This is a genomic window from Tenacibaculum xiamenense, assembly GCF_964513065.1.
GTDB lineage: Bacteria > Bacteroidota > Bacteroidia > Flavobacteriales > Flavobacteriaceae > Polaribacter > Polaribacter xiamenense.
In genome coordinates this window covers 80,418-93,760 of sequence record NZ_CAZEQU010000011.1, presented here as the reverse complement: position 1 = coordinate 93,760, position 13,343 = coordinate 80,418, and the positions used below count along the sequence as shown (strand labels likewise).

The window sequence follows — 13,343 nt, the reverse complement described above, 5'->3', positions numbered from 1 at the left end:
ATACAATTTTAACTTTTAACTTCTTGTTAACAAAAATTAAAAATTATTGATGATTTTTAAATTGTTTGATTGCATCCATCCGATTTTACCATCAATTAACTTAATTTTTTTCCAATCATCTACTGAGTCAATAACGGATACTTTAGTTCCTTCATGAAGGATAAAAATGTCATCAGAACTTGAAGTAGGTGCGTTTTTTATTTCTATTTCTTCAGCAAAAATAATAGCCTCTTTCTTATTTTGATAAGTATTGAATTGTTGATAAGAAATCATTAGTGAAGCTATAAGGAGTAAGAAACTTAAAATACTAACCGTAAAGTAAACTCTTTTTTTTCTTGAATCATATGATAAGTAAAACAAGATAAAAAGGATGCTGCCAATAATAGACAAAGTAACTGAAATATATGCCCAAGTGTTATAATGAAGTTTTTCGAAAAAGTTATTGCTAATTTTTTGAAATAGCGTTTTGGGAAGTGGTTCTATTCTGTCTAAAGTTAGCTTATGAGCTATTGTAAGGTTATTTATGGCATCTTCATTTAGCGGGTCAAGTGATAGAGCCATTTCATAGTTATAAATGCTAGGAGCTACCTTGTTTAGTTTATAATAGCAATTAGCAATATTATAATATAATTCTGAAGAAAGTTCTTTAGTGTCTTCGATTTGTTTATAAATGGTTAATGCTTCTTCATATTTATCTTGACGATACAAATTATTAGCATCTGCGAATAGAGCATCAGCTGTTTGAGCAGATACAATGTTCGATACCAATACTAGAAGTAATATTATATTTCTCATTATAACTGTTTGTCTAATTGGGTTATTATTTGCTTTGCTTTATCGAACTCTTGGTTCATTTGTACACTGTCAACAGGTGTATAGCGAGCAAAATCACAATCGTTTAATACGGTAATAAAGCCGTTAATTGTATCGCTATCAACATTGCGTTTTTCGAGGAGCTCGGTAATTTTATCTTTGCTAATATCTGATGTTTCTACTTTTAATTTAGCTTTCAAATAATTATGTAAGGCTCTTTCCAAAGACTCATAAAACGCTTCTTTTTGTCCTAATTGTTTTTGCGCTTCAGAAAGATATTTCTTAGCTAGTTTATCCGCTAATCGTCTTTTATTACCTTCCACATCTCTATCTCTTTCTTCTTTTTTTCTGTTTAAAAGAATTACAACAGGAATTGCTACAACAGGAACAATTAATAGTAAGTAGAACAAAGTAGATTTGAAAAAATCTGATTTATCTATAGAGTTAAACTCTGATTTAGTTTGAATGTATCTGAAATCACTCCCAGTAACTTTAATATCTTGTTTTGCAACCGAATTGTTAGTAGAGGTAGAAGTAAGTTCTTTTCCTTCTAAAACTTGAACGTACATGTCTTCAGAATTGATGGTCTGATATACTTCTTTTTTTGGATCGAAATAAGAAAAACTTACTGAAGGTATTTTATATTTTCCTTTATATTCAGGTACTACGGTATAGTTGTCCGTAATAGTTCCTTTAAGACCTGTAGAAGTGATTGATACTTTTTCCTTTCTTTCAGGTTGGTAAACTTCAAGTTCTTTTGGGGTTTCAACTTTTGGCAATTCAAAAAGTTTTAAATTCCCTTTTCCCTCGATAGCTACCGAAATCAGAGAAGATTCGTTTGCTTTTAGAATTTGTTTACTTAAGGCTACATCAAAAGAGAATTGGCCTACTGCGCCATTAAAGTTTTCTGGCTTATTCTTTAAAGGAAGCTCTTTCACGGAAACAGTTTTCTTGGCTGAAGAAAATTCTCTTCTAACTTGTTTTGTGATAAGATTCCCAAAAAAATCAACTCTACCTGTTGGTACCGCAACTACAATGTCCATTTTCATCGGATCAATAGTAAGTTTGCCAGATTTTGTAGGAACTAATAAGGCTTTATGTAAAACAGCATATCTGTACTTTTCACCATTATAAGTTCCTTGCTTTACAGGAGTTCCGTTATTTTTAATTTCCTGATTCCAAAAACCATTATATTGAGGAGATTCAGTTATTGCATTGTCATAAATACCAACATTTTCGCTAAAATAAAGTCGGTATTCCAAGTAAACACCTTCTCCAACATAAGGTCTCGATTTAGAAATTTCAGCTACAAGATGGATGTTTTGAGAGGCAATATAGTTCGGGTCGTTGGGATCCTTTGGTAACTCAACAGCATTCAGAACTATAATCTTAATAATATTTGATTGTATTGTTTTTCCTTCAATTTCAATAGAAGCAGGAGGTAGGTTGAATTCTCCTTTTCTTTTGGGTTGTAAAATATACGTGTAGGATTGAGAGAATTTAACAACACCATTGATGTATGATTGACTAATTGATTGACTTGGTCCACCTACAACTCTGAAATTTTTAAAATCAGGAGGAGTGAAGTTATCAGCTCCTTGTTTATTTATAGTGTACTCAACTTTCAAGCGTTGATTAACTCCTAATTTGTTTTTGCTTACACTCGCAACTAATTTCTCATCTTGCGCTTGCAAGGAAAGAGAAATAGTTGTAAAAAATAGTATAATATAAAATGTTAAATTCCTACTCATTTTTAATATGCTATAAACTCATATTTTAACATTCAAATATCTAAAATGAAAACTTATTCGTAAAAGCCTTAATCTTAGGGTTTTGTTAAAATTTTACCAGTCTTTTTCTTGCTTAACTTTTCTTCCTTTTGATTTTTTGACATTCATTTTCTTTTGCGTCTTTTTCTCTTCATTGTTCAAGCTCTCCAAAAGTTGTTTCATTTGCTCAGGAGTCATCTTACCAGGTTGAGGTTTTTGCTGCTTCTGATCTTTCTTATTCTGATTATTCTGCTGGTCTTTGTTTTGATTATCTTTTGGATCTTTATCCTGATCTTTTTTATCCTTGTTATCTCCGTCTTTCTTATCCTTATTCTGATCGTCTTTTTTGTTTTCGTCGTTTTTATCCTTCTGATCTTTCTTATCGTCCTTTTTATCTTTGTTTTGATCTTTATTTTGATCGTTTTTATCCTTGTTCTTGTCGTCTTTTTGTTTTTGTTGTTCCTTTTTTAATTCTTTTTGAGCAACAGCCAAGTTATAACGAGTTTCATCGTCATTAGGATTATTACGTAAGGAGTTTTTATAGGCATCAACTGCCTGTTGATATTGCTTTTGCTCCATCATAGCATTTCCGATATTATGATAGGCTTCAGCTTTGGCAACTTTATCTTTAGAAGTTTTAGTAGTTAATTCATATTGAGAAACTGCTTCCTTGTAATTTTTGTTTTGATACAAAGAGTTTCCATAGTTATAAGCAGCTTTATCATATTTGCTGTCTTTTCCTAAAGCTTTTCTGTAAGCAATTGAGGCTTCGTCAAATTTCTGTTTGTTGTATAACTCATTTCCCTCACGTAAAAGTGAGCGTGCTTCTTTTTTTAGTTGAAGCGTGTCTATTTGAGCGTTCACCTGAAAAGAAAACAAGGTTACTAGCCCGATAATTAAAGCATTTAATCTGTTCACCTTTTTATTTTTTAGTCTCTTCATTAAACAAGTCAATTTTCTTCAACCATTTCGTCTTTCTATCAAAAAGTAAAACATCCAAAATTAAAAACAATAAAGCGATACCAAGTGGCCATTGAAATTGATCTTGGTAATCTGAAAATTGTTTTGTTTCGAATTCACTTTTTTGAGCGTTGGCAATTACATCTGCGATTGCATCAACTGCAACCTCTGTTTTATTGCCATCAACATAGCTCCCATTTCCAATGTCTGCAACATCTTGAAGTATTGGAGATTTTCTTCGGGTTACAACTGTTTCACCTTTTCGGTCTTTCTTATAACCAATTAAAGATCCGTTTATTTTCAAAGGAATTGGTCCTCCAGACTCTGTACCAACACCTATTGTGTATACTTTTACACCTTCGTTTGAGATGTTTTGAGCGATTTGTTTTGTATCTTCTTGGTGATCTTCACCATCAGAAATAATGATTAAGAACCTGTTGGTTTGTTCATCATTATTATAATAGGTTCTAGCCAAGTTTAGCGCTTCATTAATGGCAGTTCCTTGACTGGTAACCATATCAGGATTTGCATTTTGCAAAAACATATTTCCTGCAGCATGATCTGTAGTAATTGGAAGTAACGGATATGCGTTACCTGCATAAATGATAATTCCTACTCTATCACTTCCAAGTTTGTCAATAATTTTAGAGATTATTTGCTTTGATTTTTCCAATCTATTTGGTGCAATATCTTCTGCAAGCATACTCTTTGAAACATCTAGTGCAAAAACAACATCAACACCTTCTCTTTTTACTGTTTTTAGCTTAGTTCCCATCTTAGGGTTAATCAATGCTAAAATCAAAAAAGATATTCCTAACAATAAAAAAATTAGTTTAAGTATCGATTTGAAGTTGGATGCATTAGGAGCTAACTTTTCCAATAGTTCAGGTGAAGCAAATTTTTTCTGAGCTCTCTTTTTCCACCAAAAAACCAATAGGTAGATTACAATTATTACTGGAATAATTGCGAAAAAGTAAAAATATATTGGTTCCTCTATCTTGTACATAATAAGGTTTTATTAAATAAAACTTTTAAACACTGTATTTTTAAGTATAAATTCTAAAAGCAAGAATATACCTGCAACAAATACAAATAATCTGTATTGCTCTGTATAGTTATAGTATTTAAACTCTTCGATTTTTGTTTTTTCAAGCTTATCTATTTCGTCATAAATAGCTTTTAACTTTGTGTTGTTGGTTGCTCTAAAGTATTTACCTTCGGTTTCGGCGGCTATGTGCTGTAAAAGCTTCTCGTCAATTTCTACCTGCTGGTTTCTAAATGATATTTTTCCAGTCCTAGGGTCTTTTGCCCAAGGAAAAGGAGCCATCCCGTTTGTACCGATACCAATTGTGTAAACTTTTATGTTGTTTCCTTTAGCAAGCTCGGTAGCCGTTTTAGGATCAACAAATCCTGCATTGTTTACACCATCTGTCAAAAGAATAATTACTTTACTTTTTGCTTTACTTTCTTTTAAGCGATTTACAGCTGAACCTAAGCCCATTCCAATAGCTGTTCCACCTTCTAATTGTCCCCATCTAATTTCTGAAATGGTTCGCTTTACAATTGATTTGTCACTCGTAATTGGTGTTTGAGTAAAGCTTTCACCTGCATATACCACAATACCTATTCTATCATTAGGACGCTTGTTTACAAACTCTGTTGCAACTCTTTTTAAGGCTTCTAAACGATTTGGCTTTAAATCTTTTGCCAACATACTTGCAGAAACATCAATAGCCATTACAATATCAATACCTCGATTCGATTTTGTTTTTTTACTAATAGAAACATTACGAGGGCGAGCTAATCCAACAATGATAAAAGCAAGAGCTAACAGTCTAAGTACATACAATAGAGGCTTTAGTCTTGAAAAAATGGATCTTTTCACCATGAAAGCCTTGGTACTACCAATAGTTAATTGGGCGCTATTTTTCTTGTTTGTTAAGAAATACCATATGGCTAATAATGGAATAAACAATAGTAGCCAAAGAAATTCGGGGTTATGGAATTCAAAATTATTGAACATTTTCTACTGATTGTTTTGTGGCGTTATACATTGATTTAGCTTTCGAAATTCCGTAAGAAATTAAAATCCCAATAGCAATAATTGCCACTATAATTAAGATTTTTGAAATCAAATTAGGTTGTTTAATTTCTGGTTTTTCTACAATAACTACAGGCTTACTATAACTGGTTTCTGTATTTTCTTCAGTAACTGCAGGTTTAATATTGTTAATGATAACCTCGGCATTTTTTCTGTCAAACTCAATGTCATGAGCCATTGGTTTTGACTTCGCAAACTTTACAAGATCTGATTGACTCAATAGTTTCTCTAACTTTTGAATAGTTTCTTTATCTGTTGTAATGGTATTTATATTGCTGAAGTCTGTTAAGGTATCAACTAATTCATTCGTGGTTTGTTCAAGAGCTGGGATATTCAACTCTCGCTCAATATAATTTCGTATGATTTCAGTAAGCTCACTATAATAAGCTTTGATTTTGTTGTTTTGCCAAAGAAGTTTTTCGTCTAATAACTTTAAGTTTTGTAGTGCTTCTTGATAAGGAGCTAACTTAGGAACGAAAGTCTCAGATTTACCTCTTTCACTTCTCTTCAGTGCAAAGTATAAAGTAGTAATAACAACAAGTAAAATAGCTATAGCCCAGAAAAGATATTCTTTGTAGTCATCAAACTGATAGGGTTCTCCCTTAATTCCTTTAATTGGAAACTTTTTCACTTTTGTAGTGTCAATAGCAACAGTTGCTACATTTACTAATAAACTGTCTGTTAGGTGGGCTTGATTTCTTATGAAAACTTGTTGTTGAGGAATATAAAAAGCACCGCTGTCAAAACCAGTTAAAACATACTTTTGAATTAACTTGTTGTTAATAGTGTCCAATTTTAACGAATCAACAACTTCTAATCCTTTAAGATTATCAAGTTTTGGAATGATTACATTTTTAGTTTCGTTAATGGTGAGCTTGTATTGAAACTGCTCTCCAATTCGAATATTTGTAGTGTCAATCTCCGCTTTTACCAATTGGCTTTGAGAATATCCAATGGTTACTGCAAATAAGAATAATATGTATAGTAGGTTTTGCTTCATAATTCAATAAACGTAATAGCTTAACAATTATCCTTTTTGTTTAAAGTATCCTAATAGTTTTTTTACATAGCTTTCATCCACACGGGTGTTAATAACTCCCGCACCACTTTTTCTAAAGGTGTTTATAAAGTAATCTTCAAGATATAAGGCATTGGATTTGTATTGTTTCCTTACGGATGAAGAACTGGTATTTACAAGATGAACTTCTCCAGTTTCAGAATCTAACATAGGTACCATTCCAATATTAGGAATTTCTTGGTCATGCTTGTCAAATACCCTAATACCGGTTAAGTCGTGTTTATTTCCAGCAATTTTTAAAGTACGCTCGTAATTATCATCCATAAAGTCAGAAAGAACAAAAACAATTGCTTTTTTCTTTAAAACATTTGAAAGAAATCTCAATGCTTGATCAATATCTGTTTTTTTACTTTTTGCTTCAAACTCGATGAGTTCTCGGATAATACGTAATACGTGGCTTCGCCCCTTTTTGGGAGGAATAAAAAGTTCAATTTGATCTGAGAACAGAATCAAACCTACTTTATCATTATTTTGAATGGCTGAAAAAGCAAGTGTAGCTGCAATTTCAGTAATAGTGTCTTTTTTAAATTGTTGATTCGTACCAAAGAATTCCGAACCAGAAATATCTACCACAAGCATCATGGTAAGTTCTCGTTCTTCTTCAAAAACTTTCACAAAAGGTTCGTTATATCGAGCAGTAACATTCCAGTCGATTGCTCGTATATCATCACCATATTGATATTGACGTACTTCAGAGAAGGTCATACCACGACCTTTAAAGGTCGAGTGGTATTCTCCTCCGAATATGTGGTTAGACAACCTTCGTGTCTTAATTTCAATTTTGCGAACTTTCTTTAGTAATTCTTTTGTGTCCATGCACTAGTTCAACCAATTTTCAGGTAAAGGCGGAAGTTCAACTTCTTTTAATTCAAATGATTTTTCAATTGAAAGTAATGGCGCCTCTTTCACTGATATGTTAACATTGTTCTTTTGAGCTATTTCCTTTATCACATTGCTGATACTTCTTTTTTGTCCAAGTACTAAGCTATTCATGATAACGTTTGATTCCGTTTGTAAATCAAAACAATCTACGTAATATGAAGGTTCTTCATTTTGATAAATAATAGCTTCCGTTCTTTTTCTTTTTCGAAGCTCTAAAATTCTCTTTGTTCCTGTTAATGTTTTGTACGTTGTTAATTTGTAAGTCATCTCTAACTAGATTAATTTATAGGGGGTTTAATTTTTCTGTTTGTAGAGTATGGTTAGATTTTCTTTGGTTATATTTTAAGGTACTTGTACTTCGTTTATTATCGAGTTGATAATATCTATTGAAGATATATTTTCAGCTTCAGCTTCATAAGTAATTCCAATTCTATGTCTTAATACATCATATACAACTGCTCTTACATCTTCTGGAATTACATAACCTCTTCGTTTAATGAAAGCATAACATTTAGCTGCTTTAGCTAAGGCAATACTACCACGAGGCGATGATCCAAAGTTGATTAATGGTTGTAGTTTTTCTAAATTATACTTTTCCGGATAACGTGTAGCGAAAATGATATCAAGGATGTATTTTTCAATTTTTTCATCCATATAAACCTCATTCACTGCGTTTCTTGCTCGAACAATTTGTTCTATTGAAACTACTGGATTAACTTTTCCGAAGCTACCATTTAAGTTTTGGCGAAGAATTAATTGCTCATCTTGAATTTTAGGATAATCAATAACTGTTTTCAACATAAAACGGTCTACTTGAGCTTCAGGTAAAGGATAGGTTCCTTCTTGCTCAACAGGGTTTTGTGTTGCCATAACTAAGAAAGGCTCATCCAATTTAAAGGTTTCATCACCAATAGTAATTTGTCTTTCTTGCATAGCTTCCAGTAAAGCAGATTGTACTTTTGCTGGTGCTCTGTTAATCTCATCTGCTAAAACGAAATTTGCAAAAATTGGTCCTTTTTTAATGGAAAAGTCATTCTCTTTAACATTATATATCATGGTTCCAACAACATCGGCTGGAAGTAAGTCAGGAGTAAATTGAACACGGCTAAAACTACCTTGAACCGCTTTTGAAAGTGTGTTAATAGCTAAAGTTTTTGCAAGTCCTGGAACACCTTCTAGTAAAATATGCCCATTACCTAACAAACCAATTAGTAATCGCTCAATCATATATTTCTGACCTACAATTACCTTATTCATTTCGGTAGTTAATAAATCGACAAAGGCGCTCTCTTGCTCTATTTTCTCATTGATTGCTCTTACATCTACATCCATATAATTTCGAATTATGTTAGCTTTTTTGTTTAACAAAACTACAATAATAAGACTTTCTGAGTTGTTAAAGTATGGTTAAACCTAAAAATCTCCTGTTTTTTGATGAATATTTAATTAATTAAGAAATTTTTAGAGTATTTGTGGTTTTTTTATATCTTGTACTTAAGATAGAGTAATTATTGATAATTATTTAGTAACTAAAAATTAAATTTATGAATCAAATTATTAGGTTAAAAATTATTTTACTTTTAATGTACAGTTCATTGACATTTGGCCAGGAAGTTAAAGGGAAAGTGTTGGATGAAAATAATAAGCCAATACCTTATGTCAATGTCATTTTAAAAGGAACTTTAAATGGAGTAGAAACTGATTTAAATGGAGAATTTTCAATCACTTTGAAAAAAACATCTGGAGTTTTGGTCTTTTCTTCTCTTGGGTTTAAAACAGTAGAGAAAAATGTTAATTCGGCTTCAACAATTCAAATTACCATGCAGGAAGATAGCGGTGTTTTGGATGAAGTGGTGTTAACAGGAAACAGGTCAAAACCAAGAACAATTTTAGATTCTGCCGTACCAATTGATAATGTTGGAGTTCGTGAACTACAAGCTACAGGTCAAACAAATATTGATCAAATGTTAACCTTTGCAGTGCCTTCTTATAACTCTACAAACCAAACAATCTCGGATGCAACTGCACATTTTGATCCAGCTGATTTAAGAGGGTTAGGACCAAGTAGAACTTTAGTTTTAATAAATGGTAAAAGAAAAAACCAAAGTGCATTGGTGTATGTAAATGATACCCCAGGAAAAGGTGAGGTAGGAACAGATATGAAGAGTATTCCTACGGCAGCCATTGAAAGAGTTGAAATTCTTAGAGATGGGGCTTCAGCTCAGTATGGTTCTGATGCCGTAGCTGGGGTGGTAAATATTATATTAAAAAAAGACATTGATTTTACTCAAGTTAATCTAAATTCAGGGGTTACCTCAAGAGGTGATGGTTTCAATGCTGATGCAGACGTAAACCATACAATGACTTTTGCAAATGGAGGTTTTTTAAATGCTACACTTGGTTTTAGTTATCAAGACTATACCAATAGAGCAGGTTCACCTGGTAGAGATGATTTATTTGGAGTAGATAACCAATGGACACAGGACAATCCAACTTTAGGAATGATTGTTGGGCAGCCTGAAATGAAAAAAGGTGATATCTATATTAACTCAGAGTTTCCTTTGAATGATACTACTAAGTTATATGCTTTTGGTGGATTTAATTTAAGAAAAGGGAAAAGTTTTGCATTGTACAGACCGCCTTATTGGATTACGGATGATTTTGGGTTGTTAACACCACCTGGTGAAACCTATGATGGTTTTCAGCCTACTTTTGAAACAGATATTAAAGATATTTTATTTACTGCAGGAGGTAAGTTTTTATTAGGAGGTTTTAATGCTGATTTAAGTGCAACCTATGGTGGAAACCAAGTTGATTATACTATTGGAAATACGATTAACCCTAGTTTAGGAGCAAGTAGTCCTACTAGTTTTGATGCAGGAGCTTATGCTTTTAGTAATATTATTGGAAACTTTGATGTAAATAGAAGTTTTGGAGAGGTAAGTATGGGACTTGGTATTGAAGCTCGTCAAGAGCGTTTCGAAGTAACTGAAGGTCAAGAAGAGTCGTATGTAGGCGGAGGAGCTCAATCATTTCCAGGATTGCAGCCAAGTAATGCACTAAATGAAACAAGAACCAATGTTGGTGTTTATGGAACATTGGATTGGGATGTTTCAGATCGCTTTTTAATAGGTGGAGCTATTCGCTATGAAAACTATTCAGATTTTGGAGGAAATACTTCATGGAAAATAAATTCTAGATATAAGTTAGGTGAGGCTGGTGTATTAAGAGCTTCGTATAGTACAGGGTTTAGAGCACCATCATTACATCAGGTGTATTTAAGTAATGTACAAACGCTGGTTTCTGGAAACACCATTTCAAATCAAGGTACTTTTAATAATGTAAGTCCTGTAATTAGAGATTTGGGAGTAGCGCCATTATTTGCTGAAACTTCGAAGAATATTTCGGCAGGATTAACAGTAAAGGCTTCTCGTGATTTTACGATTTCATTGGATTATTACAACGTTCGTGTTGATGATAGAGTGCTTTTTACTGGTGAAATTACCGGTGTCGATGATAATGGTGTTCCAAATGCTGCAGTACAACAAATATTGGATGATAACAATGTAACCAGTATTAAGTTTTTCATTAATGCGGTAAACACGATTACACAAGGTTTTGATTATACAATGCGTTACAAGAATATTGACTTTGCTTCGGGTAAGCTAGGGGTTAATTTAGCATTTAATGTAAATAGAACGAATTTGGAAGGTGAGGTTGAAACTCCTAGTAAGTTAAGTGGTTACAAGAATAAAATTTTCAATAGAAAGGAGCAATCTAGGATTATTAGTGCTAGACCAAACATGAAGTTCCTATTTGGTGGAGATTATAAAATTGGAAATTTCACGGCTAATTTAAATAATACTTACTTCGGTGAAGTAACTTGGCAACATGCCTCAGACCCTTCAAAGGATCAAACATTTGCAGGGAAGGTTGTAACTGATTTTTCGGTTTCATACGACTTTTCAAAGGCTGTATCCTTTAGAGCTCAAGTAAATAATTTATTTGACGTATTCCCAGATGAGATTGATCCTAAAGGAGATCCAGTAACTAATCTTGGAGGTCGTTTTAGATATCCATGGGAGGTAAACCAATTTGGTTTTAATGGAACCTCTTTTAGAGCAGGTTTAACATTTAAGTTTTAAAATATAAGTTAAGTACTGTTTAACTTAATTAATTGTTTAATCCGGAAGAGTATGAATCTCTTCTGGATTTTTTATGAGCCATGCTTAAGTGTTTGGTTGCTGTTTTTCAGTGAGTTTTTTCAAATAATAGTTGGTGTATTGCGAATAATAATTAGAACTAGTAATTGTTTTTTGCTAAGCTATATTAGCTCCTGTAACTATTAAAAACAAATTATGTTAGGAGCAATTATTGCAATTATAGGAGGGGTTTTAGCTGCATCACCAGCTATCATTGCTAAAAAACCGAATGCAAAAGAAATTATAGATAAGTTAACACCATATCAGGGTTGGATTGGTGTTTTACTTGCATTTTGGGGTGCTTGGGGAATCATTCAATCTGTGTTAAGTTTAACTTCTTTCAGTGTTGGATGGCTTATTTATCTTGGAGTTAACATTGTGGAATTCATTGTAGGGTTTATTTTGGGGTATGGCTTAATCTCTAAATATCTTTTAGAGAAAAATGAGGCTGCTAAGGAAAAAGGGCAAGCTTTACGCTTAAAGCTGTTGAAATATCAAATTCCAGCAGGTTTTATTCTTATTGTTTTGGGGGTACTTTCAATCGTATTATAGCAGAAAAGAAGGGTTGCTATAAAAAACATTTCTAATGAAACTGGGAATTTTGCTTTAACGCTATGATTATCCAGAAAAGGAAAATCGATTGATTAGTATTTTTCCCCTTAAACTACAATTCAAAAACTGTTATGTTATTTTACTTTCTCTCATTTTTTGGGAGAAAGTTTTTTTTAGAACTCTTTTAATTCCATGGTTTGGTCTTCAAAAACACCATAGGTAAAGTATTTTATCCAGTCACCTAAATTAATGTATTTACTGTTTTTAGGAAGATCGATGTTTAAAGGAAGGTGGCGATGACCAAAAATGAAAAAATCGTAGTCTTTGGTTTCTAATTTTCTTTTACAATATTGAACCAACCATTCGTTTTCTTCTCCTAAAAACTTAGCATCATCATCACCAGAGATAAGTTTGTTTTTTACAGACATGTATTGCCCGAGGCGAACACCTAAATCAGGGTGTAGCCATTTAAACATCCATTGGAATAAAGGAAAAGTAAATACTTTTTTCATTCGTTTGTATCCTTTGTCATGAGGTCCTAATCCATCCCCATGACCAATTAAAAAAGTTTTTCCGTTTAGTTTAAATTCTTGTGGTTTATGGTAAACAGGAATATTGAGCTCTTTTTGGAAATAATCTTTCATCCAAAGGTCATGATTTCCAACAAAAAAGTAAATAGGAATCCCACTATCTCTTATTTCTGCTAATTTTCCTAAAACTCTTACAAATCCTTTCGGAACAACTGTTTTGTACTCAAACCAAAAATCGAATAGATCTCCTAGTAAGAATATTGCCTCGGCGTCTTCCTTGACAATGTTCAGCCATTTGACAAACTTTTGTTCACGTGGAAAGCTTTTTTCAGCTGTAGGAGCTCCTAAATGTTGATCAGAAGCAAAGTAAACTTTTTTATTATCAGGGATATTAATTGAAACCAAATTCTAAACTTTTAAGCAAAAATAACTAATTTGATCTCAGTTAGCCCACAT

12 protein-coding genes are annotated in these 13,343 nt (G+C 32.6%); 2 read left to right on the top strand and 10 right to left on the bottom strand.

All coding sequences use genetic code 11. The features are described from left to right. Positions 1-36 precede the first annotated feature (36 nt). The 9 genes from ACKTTV_RS03710 to ACKTTV_RS03670 all read right to left on the bottom strand — a co-directional run bounded on the left by ACKTTV_RS03710 (position 37) and on the right by ACKTTV_RS03670 (position 8,935). Positions 37-795, bottom strand: coding sequence for an SH3 domain-containing protein (locus tag ACKTTV_RS03710; protein ID WP_408029467.1), 759 nt, complete (start codon positions 793-795; stop codon positions 37-39). Next, positions 795-2,564: a BatD family protein gene (locus tag ACKTTV_RS03705; protein WP_408029466.1), complete on the bottom strand. Its 1,770-nt coding sequence runs from the start codon at positions 2,562-2,564 to the stop codon at positions 795-797. The genes ACKTTV_RS03710 and ACKTTV_RS03705 overlap by 1 nt, the downstream gene beginning before the upstream one ends. 93 nt (positions 2,565-2,657) lie before the next feature. After that, on the bottom strand, positions 2,658-3,524 hold the full coding sequence (locus ACKTTV_RS03700) for a tetratricopeptide repeat protein (RefSeq protein WP_408029465.1): 867 nt from the start codon (positions 3,522-3,524) through the stop codon (positions 2,658-2,660). Next, the gene (locus ACKTTV_RS03695; protein ID WP_408029464.1) at positions 3,505-4,548 is read right to left on the bottom strand and encodes a vWA domain-containing protein; all 1,044 of its coding nucleotides are present in this window, start codon (positions 4,546-4,548) and stop codon (positions 3,505-3,507) included. The genes ACKTTV_RS03700 and ACKTTV_RS03695 overlap by 20 nt, the downstream gene beginning before the upstream one ends. Before the next feature lie 12 nt (positions 4,549-4,560). Continuing rightward, a complete protein-coding gene (locus ACKTTV_RS03690) occupies positions 4,561-5,565 on the bottom strand; it encodes a vWA domain-containing protein (RefSeq protein ID WP_408029463.1) in 1,005 nt (334 codons plus the stop codon). Further along, the gene (locus ACKTTV_RS03685; RefSeq protein WP_408029462.1) at positions 5,555-6,643 is read right to left on the bottom strand and encodes a hypothetical protein; all 1,089 of its coding nucleotides are present in this window, start codon (positions 6,641-6,643) and stop codon (positions 5,555-5,557) included. The genes ACKTTV_RS03690 and ACKTTV_RS03685 overlap by 11 nt, the downstream gene beginning before the upstream one ends. Before the next feature lie 27 nt (positions 6,644-6,670). Then, positions 6,671-7,537 (bottom strand): DUF58 domain-containing protein, encoded by an 867-nt coding sequence (locus ACKTTV_RS03680; protein WP_408029461.1) that lies wholly within the window; start codon positions 7,535-7,537, stop codon positions 6,671-6,673. Between the two features lie 3 nt (positions 7,538-7,540). After that, complete coding sequence (locus ACKTTV_RS03675) at positions 7,541-7,870, bottom strand: hypothetical protein (protein WP_408029460.1); 330 nt, start codon at positions 7,868-7,870, stop codon at positions 7,541-7,543. 75 nt (positions 7,871-7,945) lie between these two features. Beyond that, on the bottom strand, positions 7,946-8,935 hold the full coding sequence (locus ACKTTV_RS03670) for an AAA family ATPase (protein ID WP_408029459.1): 990 nt from the start codon (positions 8,933-8,935) through the stop codon (positions 7,946-7,948). A 212-nt stretch (positions 8,936-9,147) separates the two neighbouring features. On the opposite strand from ACKTTV_RS03670, the gene ACKTTV_RS03665 reads away from it, so the two are divergent. Beyond that, positions 9,148-11,748 carry a TonB-dependent receptor gene (locus tag ACKTTV_RS03665; RefSeq protein WP_408029458.1) on the top strand — a complete coding sequence of 867 codons (2,601 nt, stop codon included), beginning with the start codon at positions 9,148-9,150 and terminating at the stop codon, positions 11,746-11,748. 213 nt (positions 11,749-11,961) lie between these two features. After that, on the top strand, positions 11,962-12,357 hold the full coding sequence (locus ACKTTV_RS03660) for a hypothetical protein (RefSeq protein WP_408029457.1): 396 nt from the start codon (positions 11,962-11,964) through the stop codon (positions 12,355-12,357). A gap of 173 nt (positions 12,358-12,530) precedes the next feature. On the opposite strand, the gene ACKTTV_RS03655 is transcribed toward ACKTTV_RS03660, so the two are convergent. Then, positions 12,531-13,283: a UDP-2,3-diacylglucosamine diphosphatase gene (locus ACKTTV_RS03655; protein ID WP_408029759.1), complete on the bottom strand. Its 753-nt coding sequence runs from the start codon at positions 13,281-13,283 to the stop codon at positions 12,531-12,533. Positions 13,284-13,343: the final 60 nt, after the last annotated feature.

Excerpts from the sequence above, each read along its gene's own strand:
- ACKTTV_RS03710 (WP_408029467.1), bottom strand. The coding sequence starts at position 795 with ATGAGAAATATAATATTACTTCTAGTATTGGTATCGAACATTGTATCT.
- ACKTTV_RS03705 (WP_408029466.1), bottom strand. The coding sequence starts at position 2,564 with ATGAGTAGGAATTTAACATTTTATATTATACTATTTTTTACAACTATT.
- ACKTTV_RS03700 (WP_408029465.1), bottom strand. The coding sequence starts at position 3,524 with ATGAAGAGACTAAAAAATAAAAAGGTGAACAGATTAAATGCTTTAATT.
- ACKTTV_RS03695 (WP_408029464.1), bottom strand. The coding sequence starts at position 4,548 with ATGTACAAGATAGAGGAACCAATATATTTTTACTTTTTCGCAATTATT.
- ACKTTV_RS03690 (WP_408029463.1), bottom strand. The coding sequence starts at position 5,565 with ATGTTCAATAATTTTGAATTCCATAACCCCGAATTTCTTTGGCTACTA.
- ACKTTV_RS03685 (WP_408029462.1), bottom strand. The coding sequence starts at position 6,643 with ATGAAGCAAAACCTACTATACATATTATTCTTATTTGCAGTAACCATT.
- ACKTTV_RS03680 (WP_408029461.1), bottom strand. The coding sequence starts at position 7,537 with ATGGACACAAAAGAATTACTAAAGAAAGTTCGCAAAATTGAAATTAAG.
- ACKTTV_RS03675 (WP_408029460.1), bottom strand. The coding sequence starts at position 7,870 with ATGACTTACAAATTAACAACGTACAAAACATTAACAGGAACAAAGAGA.
- ACKTTV_RS03670 (WP_408029459.1), bottom strand. The coding sequence starts at position 8,935 with ATGGATGTAGATGTAAGAGCAATCAATGAGAAAATAGAGCAAGAGAGC.
- ACKTTV_RS03665 (WP_408029458.1), top strand. The coding sequence starts at position 9,148 with ATGAATCAAATTATTAGGTTAAAAATTATTTTACTTTTAATGTACAGT.
- ACKTTV_RS03660 (WP_408029457.1), top strand. The coding sequence starts at position 11,962 with ATGTTAGGAGCAATTATTGCAATTATAGGAGGGGTTTTAGCTGCATCA.